Genomic DNA, 16,844 nt, shown 5'->3' with positions numbered 1-16,844 from the left:
TCACTCCTTCCTATTACAATTGTTTTGGTTTAATTTCTTCCATGATATAGCCTTCTATAATGTCTCCTTCTTTTATATCATTGAATTTCTCAATGCTAAGTCCACATTCGTATCCAGCTGCTGCCTCTTTAACGTCATCTTTAAATCTCTTTAAAGATGCAAGAGTAGATTCTGTAATTACTATACCATCTCTTAGTACTCTAACTTTACAGTTTCTTGTTATCTTTCCATTAAGAACATAACATCCTGCTATAGTCCCAACGTTAGAAATTTTATATACCTGTCTTGCTTCACAACGTCCAGTGATAACTTCTTTGTATTCAGGTTCAAGCATACCAATCATTGCTGATTTAATATCATCCAAAGCATCATAGATAATTCTATAAGTTTTAATTTCTACATTATCTCTTTCTGCAACTGTAATAGCATTATTGTCTGGTCTTACGTTGAAACCAATAATAATAGCATTAGAAGCATAAGCTAGAGATACGTCTGTTTCAGTTATAGCTCCAACTGCTCCGTGGATAACTCTAACTTTTACGTTATCTGTAGAAAGCTTTTCTATGGATTGTTTAACAGCTTCTGCTGAACCTTGAACATCAGCCTTAACTATTACGCTTAATTCTTTAACCTTACCTTCTTGGATTTGGTTATATAGATTTTCCATAGACACTCTATTAGAGGTTTGGAAATGATCTTGTCTAATCTTTTCTTTTCTTGATTCTGCCATTATTCTAGCTGTCTTTTCATCTCTAACAACAGTAAATCTATCTCCTGCTGCTGGAACTTCTGAAAGTCCTAATATTTCTACTGGCATAGAAGGGCCAGCTGCTTTTGTAGTTTTACCTTTATCATCAATCATTGCTCTGATTCTACCATAAGTAGTTCCAACTATTATAGAATCTCCTGATTTTAAAGTTCCATTTTGAACTAGTATACTAGCTACAGGTCCTCTACCTTTATCTAATTTAGCTTCTATAACTGTTCCTTTAGCTCTTCTGTTAGCATCAGCTTTTAATTCTAACATTTCAGCATTTATTGTAATCATTTCAAGAAGATTATCTAAGCCTTCCTTAGTGTGAGCAGATACTGGTACACATATAGTATCTCCACCCCAATCTTCAGATACTAATCCATATTCTGTTAACTCTTGCTTAACCCTATCTGGATTTGCACTTTCTTTATCCATTTTATTTATAGCTATAATCATAGGTACTTCTGCAGCTTTACAGTGATTTATAGCTTCAACAGTTTGTGGCATAATTCCATCATCTGCTGCTACTACTAATATAACTATATCTGTAACTTGAGCTCCTCTAGCTCTCATAGAAGTAAAAGCTTCGTGACCTGGAGTATCAAGGAAGGTAATTCTCTCACCATTTACATCTACAGTATAAGCACCTATGTGTTGAGTAATTCCACCAGCTTCTGTTGCTGTAACTTTAGATTTCTTTATTGCATCTAGTAATGATGTCTTACCGTGGTCAACGTGACCCATTACTGTAACTATTGGTGGTCTTTTAGTTTCTTTTGCTTCTGATGCCTCGTCTTCTATCTCATCAATCTCATCCTCTTGTTCTTTAGCAATGTCACCAACATTTTGCTCTTTTAATACTGCAATAGATCCAAAGCTATCTACAAGCTTTTCAGCTGTGTTAAAGTCAATCTCTTGGTTTACACTTGCCATAACTCCTTGGAATATTAAAGCTCTTATAACTTCTACCACTGGTTTTTTTAGCTTATCAGCTAAGTCTTTTACAACGATAGTTTCTTCCATTTCGATTACTTCATCTGGAGTTTCATCAACTTTTTCTTCGTTTCTCTTATTTCCGCCTTTTCTCATTTTGCTATTTTTTCTTTGCTGCTTACTTATATCTTCATTGATTTTTGATTCATATTCCTCAATGATTTCTTTCTTTTCAGCTGCTTCTTTTTTCTGTTCTTCATATAGCTCTTTTATAAGATCAGCATCCTCTTCATCGATGACACTCATGTGATTCTTAGCTTCCACACCGAACTCTTCCATTAATACACTTATAAGTTCCTTGTTTGTAACTTCTAATTCTTTAGCTAACTCATATATTCTTATTTTCGACAAAACTTTCACCCCCGAATTTACATTCCGTAATTCTCTTTCCATAACTTTATTAAATTTTCACAAATTTTTTCATCTCTTACTGCTAACACATTGATTTCTTCTCTACCTATGGCCATACCCAATTCATTTTTAGGTATATTTCCTATTACAGGCACTCTTCTGTCATCACAGTATTTTTCAAATTTTTTCTTAGTGTTTTCTGAACACTCTAAGGATAAAATACATAGATGGATTTTATTTCTTTTTATCTCTTCTTCACATCCATTATATCCTTCTACTAAGTTTCTAGATTTTTTTGCAATTCCTAGAAAACTTAAAAATTTATTCTGCATTAACTATCTCTTCCTTTAGTTTATCATATATTTCATCATTTATCTTAGTTTCTAGATTTCTTTCTAGTCTTTTAGTCTTTACGGCTTTTTCTAAACATTGAATATTTCTGCAGATATAGGCTCCACGACCAGGTTTTTTACCATGTAAATCTATAGATATCTCATTTTCCTTATTTTTAACAACTCTTATAAGTTCCTTCTTAGGTTTCATTTCCATGCATCCTGTGCACATTCTTTGAGGTATCTTTTTTACCTTCATAAAATATCACCTACCTTTAAAGGTTACTTTCTTCGTTTTGTAAGCTTTCAGCTTGACTCTTACTCTTAATATCTATTTTCCATCCAGTAAGTCTTGCTGCTAATCTAACATTTTGACCTTCCTTACCTATGGCTAATGATAATTGATTATCATCTACTACAACCTTAGCACTCTTTCCATCCTCATCTACATCAACTGATAGAACTTTAGCTGGACTTAGCGCATGAGCAATATACTCTTCTGGTAACTTACTCCACTTTATTATATCAATCTTTTCATTTCTAAGTTCATTTACTATGTTTTGAACTCTAATTCCTTTAGGTCCAACACAAGCTCCCATAGGATCTACTTCTTCATCATTAGACCATACAGCTATTTTAGTTCTTGAACCTGCTTCTCTAGCTATACTTTTTATTTCTACAATTCCACTGTATATTTCCGGAACTTCTAACTCAAATAATCTTTTTACAAGGCCTGGGTGTGTTCTTGAAACTACAATTTGTGGTCCCTTAGAACTTTTCTTTACTTCTACTATATATAGCTTTAATTTCTCATTAAATATATAAGATTCTCCTGGCATTTGCTCATTTGGGCCTAATACAGCTTCTAGTTTACCTAGATCTATAAATACATTTCCTCTATCTTTTCTTAGAACTATACCTGTTATTATGTCAAATTCCTTAGTTATAAATTCATTATATATAAGAGTTCTTTCAGCTTCCTTAATTCTTTGAATAACAACTTGCTTCGCAGCTTGAGCGGCAACTCTTCCAAAATCTCTTGGAGTAACTTCAATTTCCGCAATATCTTCTAAGTTATATTTGGCACTGATTTCTCTAGCATCCTCTAAGGATATTTCTATTACATCATCATATACTTCTTCTACAACTTCTTTTAATGAGTATACATGAGTTTCTCCTGTATCTCTATTAACCCATACTCTTACGTTTTGCTCCTTGGCATGAGACTTTGCAAAATTTTTCTTATATGCTGCTACTAAAGCATCCTCTATAGTAGTAAAAAGCATTTCCTCACTAATTCCTTTTTCAACAACTAGTTGTTTTACAGCATCTATAAATTCTTCCTTAAATCCGGTGCTCATTATATTTATATCCTCCTTATAAAGTTGGGTTTAACGTAACTAAAGAAACCTTTGACATTGGTATTGCAACTTCATTGTCATTGATTTCTAACATTAAGTTTTCGCTATCAAACCCCTTCAATATCCCTTCATATTTTTTCTTTCCTTCAAATAATGCTGAAAGTTTTACAGCTACATCATGATTTATATACTTATTAAAATGTTCTTTTGTATATAAGGTTCTAAATATACCTGGAGATGATACTTCTAAATTATATTCTTCTGTTATAGGCTCTTCTTTATCTAGCATTTCTCCAACAGCCTTACTTACTTCTACACAGTTATCCAACGCAACGCCTTTTTCATTATCTATAAAAACTCTTAAAATATTTTGTCCGCCTTCACGTACATATTCTAAGTGATAAAGTTCAAATCCGAGTTTTTCTACTATATTAGTAATTTTACTATGGAGTTTTTCCACAACACCGCTACTGTTCATAATACATTTCCTCCTTTTTATTATATTTACTTTAAATCTTTAGTAATAAACTTAATATTTTTTATTGCTACACAACTTCCATCTTTTTATGAAGTTGAAAGTATTTGGTCAAATAGTCATGGGATAATATTTACATTACCACAGTACCCTTTAAGGTATGAGTTCAACTAGCTTTAGTGAGATGTAAAGCCTTAGTTCAAACTAAGGTTCACTTTATAATTAAAACGCAACTTGGGGTTGCGTTTTAATAAATAGAGAGTAGGCATAAATCCTACTCTCCCTCAAAGATTATCATAATAACTAGCTCATTAAGTACAATTATATCATAGCTATTTTCATTATGCAATGGTTTTAGCTCCTTTGAGGTATTTATACCGATGACTACCATCTCTAATACTCCCATTTTATTTAAAATTGGAGTAAAGAGCTGCTACGTCCCTGGATAACGATTTCTAAGCTTCAAAGAAGCTAAGAACTCTGTTAATGAAATGGCACCTAACTTAAATTATTTAAATAAACAGTTGTTAAAAAAGACTTAATTGATTTGTTTCTGGTAAATCCCCTATGGCTCCGTGATTTGCCAAAGCTTCTACTACAGTCTTTGTAGCTTTACTTCTTATACGAAGATCTTCCTTAGATATAAATTCTCCATGATTTCTAGCTTCTGCTATAGCCTTTGCTGCATTTTCCCCTACTCCAGTAAGTCCACTTAAAGGAATTCTTATATTATCTCCTTCTATTGTAAATTTTACAGCCTCTGATTTATATACATCTACGGGTAGAAATTTTATACCTCTTTTGTACATTTCATAACAAAGTTCTAAGGTGGTAAGAAGACCTTTTTCTTTCGTACCTATATTGTTCCCCAAAGCATTTAATTCATCCATAGTATCTTTCATTGCTTCTTCACCCTTTATAACTAAATCACCATCAAAATCGTCTGCTCTAACAGTAAAATAAGTTGCATAGTAAGCCTTTGGGTGATGAACCTTAAAATAAGCTATTCTCATAGCCATCATTACATAGGCAACGGCATGACCTTTAGGAAACATATATTTAATTTTTTTACAGGACTCTATATACCAATCTGGAACATTATGTTCTCTCATTATGGCTTCAAACTCTTCTGATACACCCTTTCCTTTCCTAACCTTCTCCATGATGGTAAACGCAGTCTTGGGCGGAAGTCCTTTATATATAAGATAAACCATAATATCATCTCTGGTAGATATACAATCTTTAAGGGTAGTATATCCTTCTTTTATATAATATTGAGCATTATTAAGCCATACGTCAGTACCATGAGAAAGACCAGAAATTCTAACTAGGTCAGAAAATGTTTGTGGTTTTGTATCTAATAGCATCTGTCTAACAAATTTAGTTCCAAACTCTGGAACACCATAACATCCAACTTCACAACCCAGCTCTTCAGGAGTTATGCCAAGAGCTTCTGTCCCTGTGAAAAGACTCAAAACCTTTGGGTCAGATAAAGGTACACTTTGAGGACTTATTCCAGTTAAATCTTGAAGCATCCTAAGCATAGTAGGATCGTCATGGCCTAGTATATCAAGTTTTAAAAGTCTACCACTAATAGAGTGATAATCAAAGTGAGTTGTTATTATATCTGATTTTGGATCATCTGCAGGATGTTGTATTGGGCAAAAATTAAATATTTCATTATCACTAGGTACAACCATAATTCCTCCTGGGTGTTGCCCTGAAGTTCTCTTTACCCCAGTACATCCAATAGTTAATCTTTCTATTTCTGCATTAGTAGTATTTATATCTCTTTCATCTAAATACTTTTTAACATATCCATAGGCAGTCTTATCTGCAATAGTTCCTATGGTTCCTGCTTTAAAGGTATGACCTTTTCCAAAAAGAACTTCTGTATATCTATGAATATCACCTTGGTTATCCCCTGAGAAATTTAAGTCTATATCTGGTTCCTTATCTCCCTCAAAGCCTAAGAAAGTTTCAAAAGGAATATCGTGACCATCTTTTATATACGGAGTTCCACATTTTTCGCAGTTTTTATCTGGTAAGTCAACTCCCGAACCTATGGATCCATCTAAAATGAATTCACTATTTTTACAATTAGGACATACATAATGGGGTGGAAGCCCATTAACCTCTGTTATATCTGACATGGTAGCTACAAAGGAAGATCCAACAGATCCCCTAGATCCAACTAGATATCCATCACTGATAGACTTTGCCACTAATTTTTGTGCTATAAGATAAAGCACCGCATATCCGTTATTTATAATAGAGTTTAATTCCTTATCAAGTCTTTTCTGAATAACTTCTGGAAGATTATCTCCATATATGGATTTTACTTTATTTAAAGTCATGTTTCTAATGTCATCCTCTGCACCCTCTATTTTAGGAGCATAGGTTTCATCTGGAATTGGTTTAACCTCCCCAACTAAGTTTTGTATATACTCAGGGTTTTCCACCACAATTTCCATGGCCTTTTCTTCACCTAAATATGAAAACTCTCTTAACATTTCTGTAGTGGTTTTGAAATATAGCGGAGGTTGATTATCAGCATCATCAAACCCTTTTCCAGCCATTAAAATTCTTCTAAAGACTTCATCTCGTGGTTCTAAAAAGTGTACATCACCTGTGGCAACTACTTTTTTATTATAGAAATCTCCAAGTTCACATACCCTTCTATTGAGATCCCTAAGTCCTTCTTCATCCTTAACCATGTTCTTCTTTATTAAAAATTCATTATTCCCAATAGGCTGTACTTCTAAATAATCATAAAACTCCACTATATGTTCCATGTCCTCTAGGGACCTTCCTGCTAGAACTCCCTTAAATATCTCTCCAGCCTCACAGGCAGAACCAATAATAAGTCCCTCTCTATATTCTTCTATTAGACTCTTAGGAAGCCTTGGTCGTCTTTGATAATAGTCTAAGTTAGAAAAGGAGATTAGCTTATATAGATTTTTTAATCCACTCTGGTTTTTGGCTAAAATTATTACATGGTATGTAGGAGCTTTTTTTACATCAAAGGATTTTAAATATTCCTTATTAACTCCATCTAAATTATTAAAACCCTTCTCTCTTAACATATCAAAGGATTTTAAAAGAATATCTCCAGTAGCCTTAGCATCATCCACAGCTCTATGATGGTTTTCTAAGGATATCTTTAAGTGTTCACATATTACATTAAGCTTATGCTTTTTAAGTTGTGGAAATAAAAATCTAGCTAAAGGTAATGTATCTATAATTCCATTTTTAAATTGCAACCCAAGATTCCTGCACTTAGACTTAATAAATCCTGTATCAAACTCCGCATTGTGAGCTACTACTACAGAACTCCCTACAAAGTCTAAAAACCTAGGAAGAACATCTTCTATGGTTTTACAGCCCTTCACCATATCATTACTTATACCTGTAAGCTCTGTTATTTTATATGGAATCCTCATCTCTGGATTTATAAGTTCATTAAAGCTATCAATAACATGTCCATTCTCTATTTTAACAGCTCCTATTTCTATAATGCGATCTTGGTGACTTGAAAATCCTGTAGTTTCAATATCAAATACTACAAAGGAACTATTAAAATCTATTCCTCTACACCCGGTAGCTATACCTACTCCATCATTAACTAAATATCCCTCTATTCCATATATAATTTTTATATTATGTTTCTTCCCTGCATCCATGGCCTCTGGAAAGGCTTGAGCTACTCCATGATCTGTTATAGCAATTGCCTTATGTCCCCATTTAGCAGCTTTAGCAATAAGATTTGAAGGTGTAACCACTGCATCCATGGAGCTCATGGTAGTATGAGCATGAAGCTCTATCCTCTTAACTTCACAACCATCCATTCTTTCACTAGGTTTCAACTTTACAATAGACTTTGCATTAAGCACTAAATCTTTAGAAAATCTATCAATTTCTACTTCCCCATAAACCTTGCAACATACCCCTGGTTTTAACTCTTCTAGTAGCTTCTCTACTTCTTCATTACTTCTTGGATATATTTTTATAGTTATAGAGCTAGTGTAGTCTGTAATATATAAAGAAGGATATATTTTTCCACTTTTAGCTTCAAATATATTCACCTTAAATACATCTCCAGCCACAGCTACTCTCCCAGAACCCATATTTAATTCACACATTTCTGTGGTTTCTTCATTTATATTTCTATTACCATATACCACATTGTCATCTAAAGGCTCTTTACTTTTCCTATAATTTTCTTTCCAAGGACTAGCTTTTTTATCCCCCTTAGTTTCTTTAGGCTTTTCTTTAGCTTTATCACTAGATCTACTAGAAATCTTAGGACTATTTGCTATAATATCACTTACTATTCTCTTTTCTTCAATTTGCTTTTCTAGAATATAATCTTCTTCAATAGCCGATTCATCATAGTATATTTTTACTTCTACTTTAATGTTGAACATATTATAAATTTCGCTTTGTATTAATCTATCTATATTCTTATGACAGAGCATCTTAGATATAAATTCATTGGATATACCTATATTAATTCTGTCATTTTCTAGCTTTTTAACTGCTTTTAGTAAACTAGTCTTAGCAGAAGGAAAAGATGAGGCAAGAGAGTTAATGACATCTATCCAATACTCCCCCACCACATCTTCTAAAGCAACATGTTCTACATCTCTATACCACAAGATATCTATAGTACCTAAATCACAAAGTTTATCCTTAATAAGATTACATATATTCTCCTTCATAGGATCATCTAAGGGACTCTTATGTTTTAATACTACCTTAACCATCTCGCTTTGTTTTAGATATTGAACTTTATTTATGATGATATCTTCATAAATAGGCAATCTACTATCATATCCTAGTAGTTCTGACAATGTCATTTAGATTCCTCCTATCTATAAACTTTCAATCTCCTTAATCAATTCATCCAGTAAATCTTCTTCTTTTACTTTTCTTACAATCTCACCTTTTCTAAAGATAAGACCTTCTCCATTACCACCAGCTATTCCTACATCTGCTTCTCTAGCTTCTCCTGGCCCATTAACTACGCATCCCATAATAGCTACTTTTATATTTTTATTTATGTGACTTAATCTTTTTTCGGCTTCTTCTGCTATACTAATAAGATCTATTTGAGTTCTTCCGCAGGTTGGGCAAGATACAAATTTTATTCCATCCTCTAACATGCCAAGGGATTTTAATATTTCTCTTCCCACCTTAACTTCTTCAACCACATCTCCTGTAAGGGAAATTCTTAATGTATCTCCTATGCCCTGTGCTAAAAGTGCTCCTACACCTACGCTGGATTTAACAGTGCCTCTCCATGTGGTACCTGCCTCTGTAACTCCAATATGCAACGGATAATTAACCTTACTAGAAACTATATTATAGGCCTCTATCATTTGAACTACGTCAGAAGATTTTATAGATATGATTATATCTTCAAAATTTACTGCTTCTAGAATTTTCACATGATTAAGAGCACTTTCTGCTAAAGCCTCACTACACACTCTACCGTATTTATTTAAAACTTCTTTTTCTAGAGATCCAGAGTTAACCCCAATCCTTATTGGTATATTTCTTTCTTTTGCAGCTTTCGCCACCATCTCAACTCTACTTATGTCGCCTATATTTCCTGGATTAATTCTAAGTTTAGAAACTCCATTTTCTATAGACTTTAATGCTAATCTATAATCAAAGTGTATATCTGCAACTAAAGGAATGTGAATTTGTTTTACGATTTCCTTTATAGCTTCTGCAGCCTCCATATCGGGAACTGCACATCTTACTATATCACAACCACTTTCTTCAAGTCTTAAAATTTGCTCTACTGTGGAGGATACATCTCTTGTATCTGTATTAGTCATGGATTGTACTGTAATTCTAGAATCTCCTCCAATGTATATATCTCCAACTTTAACTTTTCTTGTTTCTTTTCTCTCCATAATTTCCTCCTAAAACTGAATAGGATTTATAATATCTTTTAGCAATACCAAAACCATAAGAGACATCAATGCTAAAAATCCATAGTAATTAATTGTTGCAACCTTTTCTTTATTTACTTCCTTACCAGTTATGATCTGGAATAGTAATAGAAATATCCATCCACCGTCTAAGGCAGGGAAGGGAATTACATTAAATATTGCTAGTTGAACACTGAATAAAGCCATAATATTTAATAAGGTAAGAATTCCTTGCTGAGCAGCTCTTCCTGAAATTTTCATAATGCTTATAGGACCTCCTACATCATCAGCAGAAACATTTCCTTTAAACAGTTGACCAAAAAAACCAAAGGTCTGTCTTATGGTGCTTCCCGTTTGATTAAGTCCATATTTTATAGATTCAATAAAGTTAGGCTTTACAACCTTAGAATATATCCCAACTTGAAATCTTTCTTCTCCTTCATTATAGGATGGTACTAAATCAAATTTTATTTTTTGTCCAGCTCTCTCTATTTCCATATTAACGGGCTTTCCTTCTCCTGTAAAAATCTCAGTAAGAAATTCTTCCCAGGTAGTAACCATCTTACCATTGACTTCTGTAATCTTATCTCCAGCTTTTATTCCCACTTCCATGGCTGGTGAATTTTCTATTACTTTATCTACAACGTTAGTAGAATGTCCTTGAATACCTCCTACTAAACTAAAGAATAGTATAGCTATTATAAAATTCATTATAGGACCTGCTGCTACAATAGTTAACTTCTGAAAGGATGTCTTATTAGAAAAAGCCCTGTCATCCACTACAGTTACATCATCTTCTTCTCCATACATTTTTACATAACCACCAATTGGAAGTGCTTTAATAAGATACTCTGTCTCCTTCCCCTTAATAGAAAATAACTTTGGTCCCATACCTAAGGAAAATTCGAGGACCTTTACACCATTAACTCTAGCCATTATAAAATGTCCAAACTCATGACCTATAATTAATACACTAAATGCAAGTAAAGCCATTAAAAAATACGGTATATTACCTATAATACTTTGCAATATTTTTCTCCCCTTCCACTCTATTCACTTATACATATCTCTTTAAAACATATTCCCTAACCTGCTTATCTATGTCTAAAACTTGTTGTAAATCTGGATTTTTCACATGCGGAAACTTATTCATGGCATCTTCTATTATTTCTTCAATCTGTAGATACTTAATCCTTGCATCCAGGAATAATTCTACTGCAATTTCATTAGCTCCATTATAAATTGCCGGCATATTACCACCAAGTTTTCCTGCTTTAAATGCTAATTCTAAGCATCTAAAAGTGTTTATATCGGGCTGTTCAAAGGTTAGACTTGAAACGGTTTTAAAATCTAACTTATCTGCTATAGCTGTCCTTCTATCAGGATAGCTTAAGGCATATTGGATAGGTAACCTCATATCTGTGCTTCCTAATTGAGCAATAATTGAACCATCTTTATACTCTACCATGGAATGCACGATACTTTGTGGATGAACTATAACTTCAATTTCATCATAAGAAACTCCAAATAAAAAGTGTGCTTCTATAACTTCTAATCCCTTGTTTACCAAGGTTGATGAATCTATAGAAATCTTTCTTCCCATGTTCCATTTAGGATGTTTTAAAGCCTCTTTAGGGGTAATTTCCTTCAAATCATCTCTAGTTTTACCTCTAAATGGCCCACCTGAAGCAGTAAGTATTATCTTATTTATATCTTTTTTTTCATTACCCTGAATACATTGAAATATAGCTCCATGCTCTGAATCCACTGGAAGAATTTTAACACCATTTTCCTTTGCCTTTGCCATAACTATATCTCCAGCAACTACTAAGGTTTCTTTATTAGCTAATGCTATATTTTTCTTAGCTTCAATAGCCTTAATAGTTGGTTTCAATCCTGCAATTCCTACTACAGAAGTCAAAACTGTATCTATTTCTTTTAAAGTAGCAACTTTTTCTAGCGCTTCTTCTCCACCAAATAGGTTTACTTGTTTATTTTCTCTTTCACAGTACTCCTTTATAGCCTCATAACATTTCTTATCTGTTATACCTATATATTTTGGACTAAACTCTTCTATAATATCCACTAATCCTTTAAAGTTTCTATGAGCTGTAACCCCTATTAGGTTTACTTTATTTTCTTTATTTCTTATTATATCTAACGCCTGTGTTCCAATGGAACCAGTAACTCCAAGTATGCTTATGTTTTTCACTGTTAACGCTCCTTTAATTTTATCTAAACACATTATACCCTATAATATGTAATAATACAAAATACTAATAGTTAAATTACTTTTAATACTAATAGCTAAATTAATTTTAAAGAATCAAAAATTAAAAAGGGATTTCCCAAAACAAGCTACTCTTAAGTAAAAGTCGAGGATCACTTATCTTATTCCTGCTCAGTACTTAAAGACTTGTAAATTTTTCGAGAAATCCCTTAAATTAATAATACCTTAATAATTTCTTATAATTACGCTACAAAAATATTAATGTAATAATATACCACCACGGATACTAGCAATATACTATCGAACCTATCTAATATACCACCATGTCCAGGAATTAAATTTGAGTAATCCTTAACACCCGCATGTCTTTTTATTGAAGATGCCACTAAGTCTCCACACTGTCCAAAAATTCCACCTAATAGACCAATTATCATATAGTTGTATAGTGGGACTACTACTCCAAATTTAGTTATGATATATCCATAAATTGTACATCCTAAAATACTTCCTATAAGTCCGCCTATGGCTCCCTCTATGGTTTTTTTAGGGCTAACCCTTGGATTTAATTTGTGTTTTCCTAGATATCTACCAAAATAATAAGCTAAAGTATCACATCCCCATGAGGATATAAATATAAGCCATATGAAGAAGTTTCCATTATCCATATTATTAAGTAATAATATAAAACTAAAAAATATGCCTACATAAAAACAAGGTAATATGGTCAATGCTACATCAATGAAGTTTCTATCAGTATCAAATACCGGAACTATCATTAAAAGGAATACTACAAGGATAAATACACCCACAGCAACGTTTAAATTAAATCCATGTCCTAAATAGATATAATAAAGTAAACATAATAAATATCCTACTATAGATATAGGTTTATATCCATCCACTTTGCTTACCTTATAAAATTCATACATTCCACCAAGGGATAATAAAACTACAGAAATCTTTAAAAAATACCCCCCTAAAAATATAAATAGTAATAGAGGAGCTAATATCATTGCCCCTATATATCTTTTATTCATTTGCCTCACCTCTTACTATACTCCACCAAATCTTCTATCTCTCTTTTGAAAATCACTAATCGCTCTTCTCAAATCTTCTTTTGTAAAGTCAGGCCAATTTATATTGGAAAACCAAAATTCAGAATAAGCACTTTGCCATAATAAATAATTACTAAGTCTTAATTCTCCACTAGGCCTTATAATAATATCAGGATCTGGCATACCACTAGTATACAAATGGTCTGATATGATCTTATCATCTATGTTATCTATTTGTAACTTTCCTTCTAATACTTCCTTAGCTATTTCCTTAACACCTTTTACAATCTCATCTCTTCCTCCATAATTTAAGGCTATGTTAAGAGTTAAACCTGTATTATTTCTAGTTTTATACATTGCATCCTCTACGGCAGCCTTTGATTTTTCAGGAAGTTTACTTATATCTCCTATAGAATTAAGTTTCACATTATTTCTATGTAGTTCCTCAAATTCCTTATTTATAAACTCTACTACTAAGTCCATCAAAGCTCCTACTTCTTCTTTTGTTCTCTTCCAATTTTCTGTTGAAAAAGCATATAAGGTTAAATATTTAACTCCCAGATTACTAGACTCCTCCACCATCATTTTAATATTTTTCATACCAGCTCTATGCCCCATAGTTCTTGGAAGTTTTCTTTGTTTAGCCCAACGACCATTCCCATCCATAATTATAGCTATATGGGCAGGGATTCGTTCCATATCTAATTGTATTTTTTCTTTAATTGTGTCTTTTTTAAACTTAAATATATCCAAAATATACCTCTCCATTTCAAGTAATCATGATGCTATTATATCACAAATACATAATAATAAAACCTGCAATATTTGCAGGTTTTATCTTACATATTATACTGACATTATTGACTTTTCTTTTTCTTCTATAGCCTTATCAATTAATTTGATAAACTTATCAGTTTCTTTTTGAATCTGATCTTCAGCTTTTTTAGATTCATCTTCGCTGATTTCACTATTCTTCTTTAAGTTTTTAATCTTATCATTTGCATCACGTCTTATGGATCTGATAGCAACCTTAGCATCTTCACCACATTTTTTAACTGATTTAACTAAATTTTTTCTAGTCTCTTCAGTTAATTCTGGAACAATTAGTCTAATAACCTGACCATCATTACTAGGATTAATACCTAGATCTGATTTTAAAATTGCTTTTTCTATATCTTTCATGCAACTTTTGTCCCATGGTTGAATAAGAAGAACTCTTGGCTCTGGAGCAGATATGTTCCCTACTTGGTTAAGAGGTACCATTGTTCCATAACTTTCTACTAATATTCTATCAAGCATTGTAGGGTTTGCTCTTCCAGCTTTTAATGTACCAAGCTCATTTTGTAAGCTTAAAATAGTTTTGTTCATTTTCTCATCAGCATTTTTAATGATATCTTTTACCATAAAATTACCTCCATCAATTATTTACATATATTAGATGATACTAAAGTACCAATATTTTCACCTTTTACCGCTCTTATAATATTATGAGGCTCATCTAAACCAAATACTAGAATAGGTATTTGATTATCCATACATAGGGATGTAGCAGTAGAATCCATAACCTGCAATCCTTTTTCTAATACCTCAATATAAGATAAATTATTAAACTTAACTGCACCCTCATGTTTATGAGGATCTTTATCATATACCCCATCAACTTTTTTAGCAAGCAAAATAACTTCAGCTTCTATTTCTGCTGCTCTTAAAGCTGCTGTAGTGTCTGTGGAGAAATATGGATTTCCTGTTCCTGCTGCAAATATTACAACTCTTCCCTTTTCAAGATGTCTCATTGCTCTTCTTCTAATGTAAGGCTCTGCTATTTCTCTCATTTCAATAGCTGTTTGAACCCTTGTATTAACACCTATAGCTTCCAAGGAATCTTGTAATGCTAAAGCATTTATACATGTAGCAAGCATACCCATATAGTCCGCGGTAGTTCTATCCATGCCTTCGCCACTTCTACCTCTCCATATGTTGCCGCCACCAACAACTGCACCTACTTCAACACCCATTTCAACTAACTTCTTAATTTGTAAAGCAATAGTGTTCGCTGTATCAAAATCAATGCCGTACCCCTTCTCTGACGCTAATGCCTCTCCTGAAAGTTTAAGCATGACTCTTTTATATTTCGCAGTTTCCATATATATATTATACCTCCAACTCAATATATTTACACCATATTTTTGTATTTAATCAATTAATAACTAAAGTTAACCATAGAAATTACATTAGATGCTTCAATGTAAATATGACTTTCTCTAGTTACATAATTATTATAATACATGTAGATTTTAAAAAAAGAGAACCTAGGTTCTCTTTAATATTATCTTGTATTATTTTCCTTGCATTTGTCTTTGAACTTCTTCAGCAAAGTTTTCTTCTTTCTTTTCGATTCCTTCGCCTCTTTCAAATCTTGCAAATTTAACAACTTCCATAGTTGCTCCAAGTTTCTTTCCTTCTTCTTGAAGATACTTGCTTATAGTGTAATCTCCATTTTTAACCCATACTTGATCTACTAAGCAAACTTCTTTGTAGTATTTGCTTATTCTTCCCATAACCATTTTTTCAACTATGTTTTCTGGTTTTCCTTCGTTAAGAGCTTGAACTCTGTAAATTTCTTTTTCTTTTTCTAAAGATTCATTGTCTACTTGATCTTTGTTTAAGAATAATGGGTTAGCTGCTGCTACTTGCATTGCTACATCTTTAGCAACTGTTTTTAATACTTCATCTTGTTTTTCACAAGCTAATTGAACTAAAACACCTATTTTCCCATTTCCATGGATATAGCTTTGAATTATTCCATTGTCAACTACAAACTTTTCAAATCTTCTAACAGACATGTTTTCACCTAATTTTGCAATTAGAGCTGTAACAGCGTCTTGAAGAGTTATGCTTTCATCTCCAACATATTTCTCTGCTAATAATCCTTCTACAGTAGTTACATTAGTAGTTGCTGCCATTTTAGCTACATTTGCTGCTAATGCTTTAAAGTCATCGTTTGCTGCAACGAAGTCAGTTTCACAGTTAACTTCTACTACAGAACCTATTTTCATATCTTCTGATATATAAGTAGTAACTATACCTTCAGCTGCTATTCTTCCAGCTTTTTTAGTTGCTGCTGCTAATCCTTTTTCTCTTAAAACTTCTACTGCTTTTTCCATATCTCCATTTGTTTCGCTAAGAGCTTTTTTACAATCCATCATTCCTGATCCAGTTCTTTCTCTTAACTCTTTTACCATTGCTGCTGTTATCATCTTTATTCCTCCTTTAATTTCCTAACAAAAAGGTAAATGAAAGATTTCTCTCTCATCTACCTTTAAAATTTCATATGTTTTACAACCATAGATG

General features: G+C 32.6%; 14 protein-coding genes. All 14 read right to left on the bottom strand.

Going from position 1 to position 16,844, the window contains the following annotated elements; genetic code table 11:
* Nucleotides 1-13: 13 nt before the first annotated feature.
* On the bottom strand, nucleotides 14-2,098 hold the full coding sequence (infB, locus tag IO99_RS09585; protein ID WP_035132806.1) for a translation initiation factor IF-2: 2,085 nt from the start codon (nucleotides 2,096-2,098) through the stop codon (nucleotides 14-16).
* Between the two features lie 17 nt (nucleotides 2,099-2,115).
* The gene (locus tag IO99_RS09580) at nucleotides 2,116-2,430 is read right to left on the bottom strand and encodes a ribosomal L7Ae/L30e/S12e/Gadd45 family protein (protein ID WP_035132804.1); all 315 of its coding nucleotides are present in this window, start codon (nucleotides 2,428-2,430) and stop codon (nucleotides 2,116-2,118) included.
* Complete coding sequence (gene rnpM, locus IO99_RS09575; protein ID WP_035132803.1) at nucleotides 2,420-2,689, bottom strand: RNase P modulator RnpM; 270 nt, start codon at nucleotides 2,687-2,689, stop codon at nucleotides 2,420-2,422. The genes IO99_RS09580 and rnpM overlap by 11 nt, the downstream gene beginning before the upstream one ends.
* A 16-nt stretch (nucleotides 2,690-2,705) precedes the next feature.
* On the bottom strand, nucleotides 2,706-3,791 hold the full coding sequence (nusA, locus tag IO99_RS09570; protein WP_035132801.1) for a transcription termination factor NusA: 1,086 nt from the start codon (nucleotides 3,789-3,791) through the stop codon (nucleotides 2,706-2,708).
* Between the two features lie 16 nt (nucleotides 3,792-3,807).
* Nucleotides 3,808-4,269 (bottom strand): ribosome maturation factor RimP, encoded by a 462-nt coding sequence (gene rimP / locus IO99_RS09565; RefSeq protein WP_035132799.1) that lies wholly within the window; start codon nucleotides 4,267-4,269, stop codon nucleotides 3,808-3,810.
* A 524-nt stretch (nucleotides 4,270-4,793) separates the two neighbouring features.
* Nucleotides 4,794-9,125: a PolC-type DNA polymerase III gene (locus IO99_RS09560; protein WP_035132797.1), complete on the bottom strand. Its 4,332-nt coding sequence runs from the start codon at nucleotides 9,123-9,125 to the stop codon at nucleotides 4,794-4,796.
* A gap of 15 nt (nucleotides 9,126-9,140) precedes the next feature.
* Nucleotides 9,141-10,190, bottom strand: a complete 1,050-nt coding sequence (ispG, locus tag IO99_RS09555) for a flavodoxin-dependent (E)-4-hydroxy-3-methylbut-2-enyl-diphosphate synthase (protein WP_035132795.1) — start codon at nucleotides 10,188-10,190, stop codon at nucleotides 9,141-9,143.
* Between the two features lie 9 nt (nucleotides 10,191-10,199).
* A complete protein-coding gene (rseP, locus tag IO99_RS09550) occupies nucleotides 10,200-11,201 on the bottom strand; it encodes an RIP metalloprotease RseP (protein ID WP_035132841.1) in 1,002 nt (333 codons plus the stop codon).
* Nucleotides 11,202-11,265: 64 nt separating this feature from the next.
* Nucleotides 11,266-12,420: a 1-deoxy-D-xylulose-5-phosphate reductoisomerase gene (locus tag IO99_RS09545; protein WP_035132793.1), complete on the bottom strand. Its 1,155-nt coding sequence runs from the start codon at nucleotides 12,418-12,420 to the stop codon at nucleotides 11,266-11,268.
* A gap of 260 nt (nucleotides 12,421-12,680) precedes the next feature.
* Entirely contained in the window at nucleotides 12,681-13,475 is a 795-nt protein-coding gene (locus IO99_RS09540; RefSeq protein ID WP_035132790.1) for a phosphatidate cytidylyltransferase, read from the bottom strand.
* A 15-nt stretch (nucleotides 13,476-13,490) separates the two neighbouring features.
* Nucleotides 13,491-14,249: an isoprenyl transferase gene (locus IO99_RS09535; RefSeq protein ID WP_035132839.1), complete on the bottom strand. Its 759-nt coding sequence runs from the start codon at nucleotides 14,247-14,249 to the stop codon at nucleotides 13,491-13,493.
* Between the two features lie 90 nt (nucleotides 14,250-14,339).
* Nucleotides 14,340-14,897, bottom strand: coding sequence for a ribosome recycling factor (frr, locus tag IO99_RS09530; RefSeq protein WP_035132788.1), 558 nt, complete (start codon nucleotides 14,895-14,897; stop codon nucleotides 14,340-14,342).
* Nucleotides 14,898-14,914: 17 nt separating this feature from the next.
* Nucleotides 14,915-15,637 carry a UMP kinase gene (pyrH, locus tag IO99_RS09525; protein WP_035132786.1) on the bottom strand — a complete coding sequence of 241 codons (723 nt, stop codon included), beginning with the start codon at nucleotides 15,635-15,637 and terminating at the stop codon, nucleotides 14,915-14,917.
* 192 nt (nucleotides 15,638-15,829) lie between these two features.
* Nucleotides 15,830-16,750, bottom strand: coding sequence for a translation elongation factor Ts (gene tsf / locus IO99_RS09520; protein ID WP_035132784.1), 921 nt, complete (start codon nucleotides 16,748-16,750; stop codon nucleotides 15,830-15,832).
* Nucleotides 16,751-16,844 lie beyond the last annotated feature (94 nt).

The sequence above is a fragment of the Clostridium sulfidigenes genome (assembly GCF_000732635.1).
Lineage (GTDB): Bacteria > Bacillota > Clostridia > Clostridiales > Clostridiaceae > Clostridium_J > Clostridium_J sulfidigenes.
Note: the sequence above shows the minus strand (reverse complement) of the source record. Positions and strands in the feature narration are given on the sequence as shown.

Excerpts from the sequence above, each read along its gene's own strand:
- ispG (WP_035132795.1), bottom strand. The coding sequence starts at position 10,190 with ATGGAGAGAAAAGAAACAAGAAAAGTTAAAGTTGGAGATATATACATT.
- frr (WP_035132788.1), bottom strand. The coding sequence starts at position 14,897 with ATGGTAAAAGATATCATTAAAAATGCTGATGAGAAAATGAACAAAACT.
- IO99_RS09580 (WP_035132804.1), bottom strand. The coding sequence starts at position 2,430 with ATGCAGAATAAATTTTTAAGTTTTCTAGGAATTGCAAAAAAATCTAGA.
- IO99_RS09560 (WP_035132797.1), bottom strand. The coding sequence starts at position 9,125 with ATGACATTGTCAGAACTACTAGGATATGATAGTAGATTGCCTATTTAT.
- rnpM (WP_035132803.1), bottom strand. The coding sequence starts at position 2,689 with ATGAAGGTAAAAAAGATACCTCAAAGAATGTGCACAGGATGCATGGAA.
- nusA (WP_035132801.1), bottom strand. The coding sequence starts at position 3,791 with ATGAGCACCGGATTTAAGGAAGAATTTATAGATGCTGTAAAACAACTA.
- pyrH (WP_035132786.1), bottom strand. The coding sequence starts at position 15,637 with ATGGAAACTGCGAAATATAAAAGAGTCATGCTTAAACTTTCAGGAGAG.
- rimP (WP_035132799.1), bottom strand. The coding sequence starts at position 4,269 with ATGAACAGTAGCGGTGTTGTGGAAAAACTCCATAGTAAAATTACTAAT.
- rseP (WP_035132841.1), bottom strand. The coding sequence starts at position 11,201 with ATGGCTTTACTTGCATTTAGTGTATTAATTATAGGTCATGAGTTTGGA.
- tsf (WP_035132784.1), bottom strand. The coding sequence starts at position 16,750 with ATGATAACAGCAGCAATGGTAAAAGAGTTAAGAGAAAGAACTGGATCA.
- IO99_RS09540 (WP_035132790.1), bottom strand. The coding sequence starts at position 13,475 with ATGAATAAAAGATATATAGGGGCAATGATATTAGCTCCTCTATTACTA.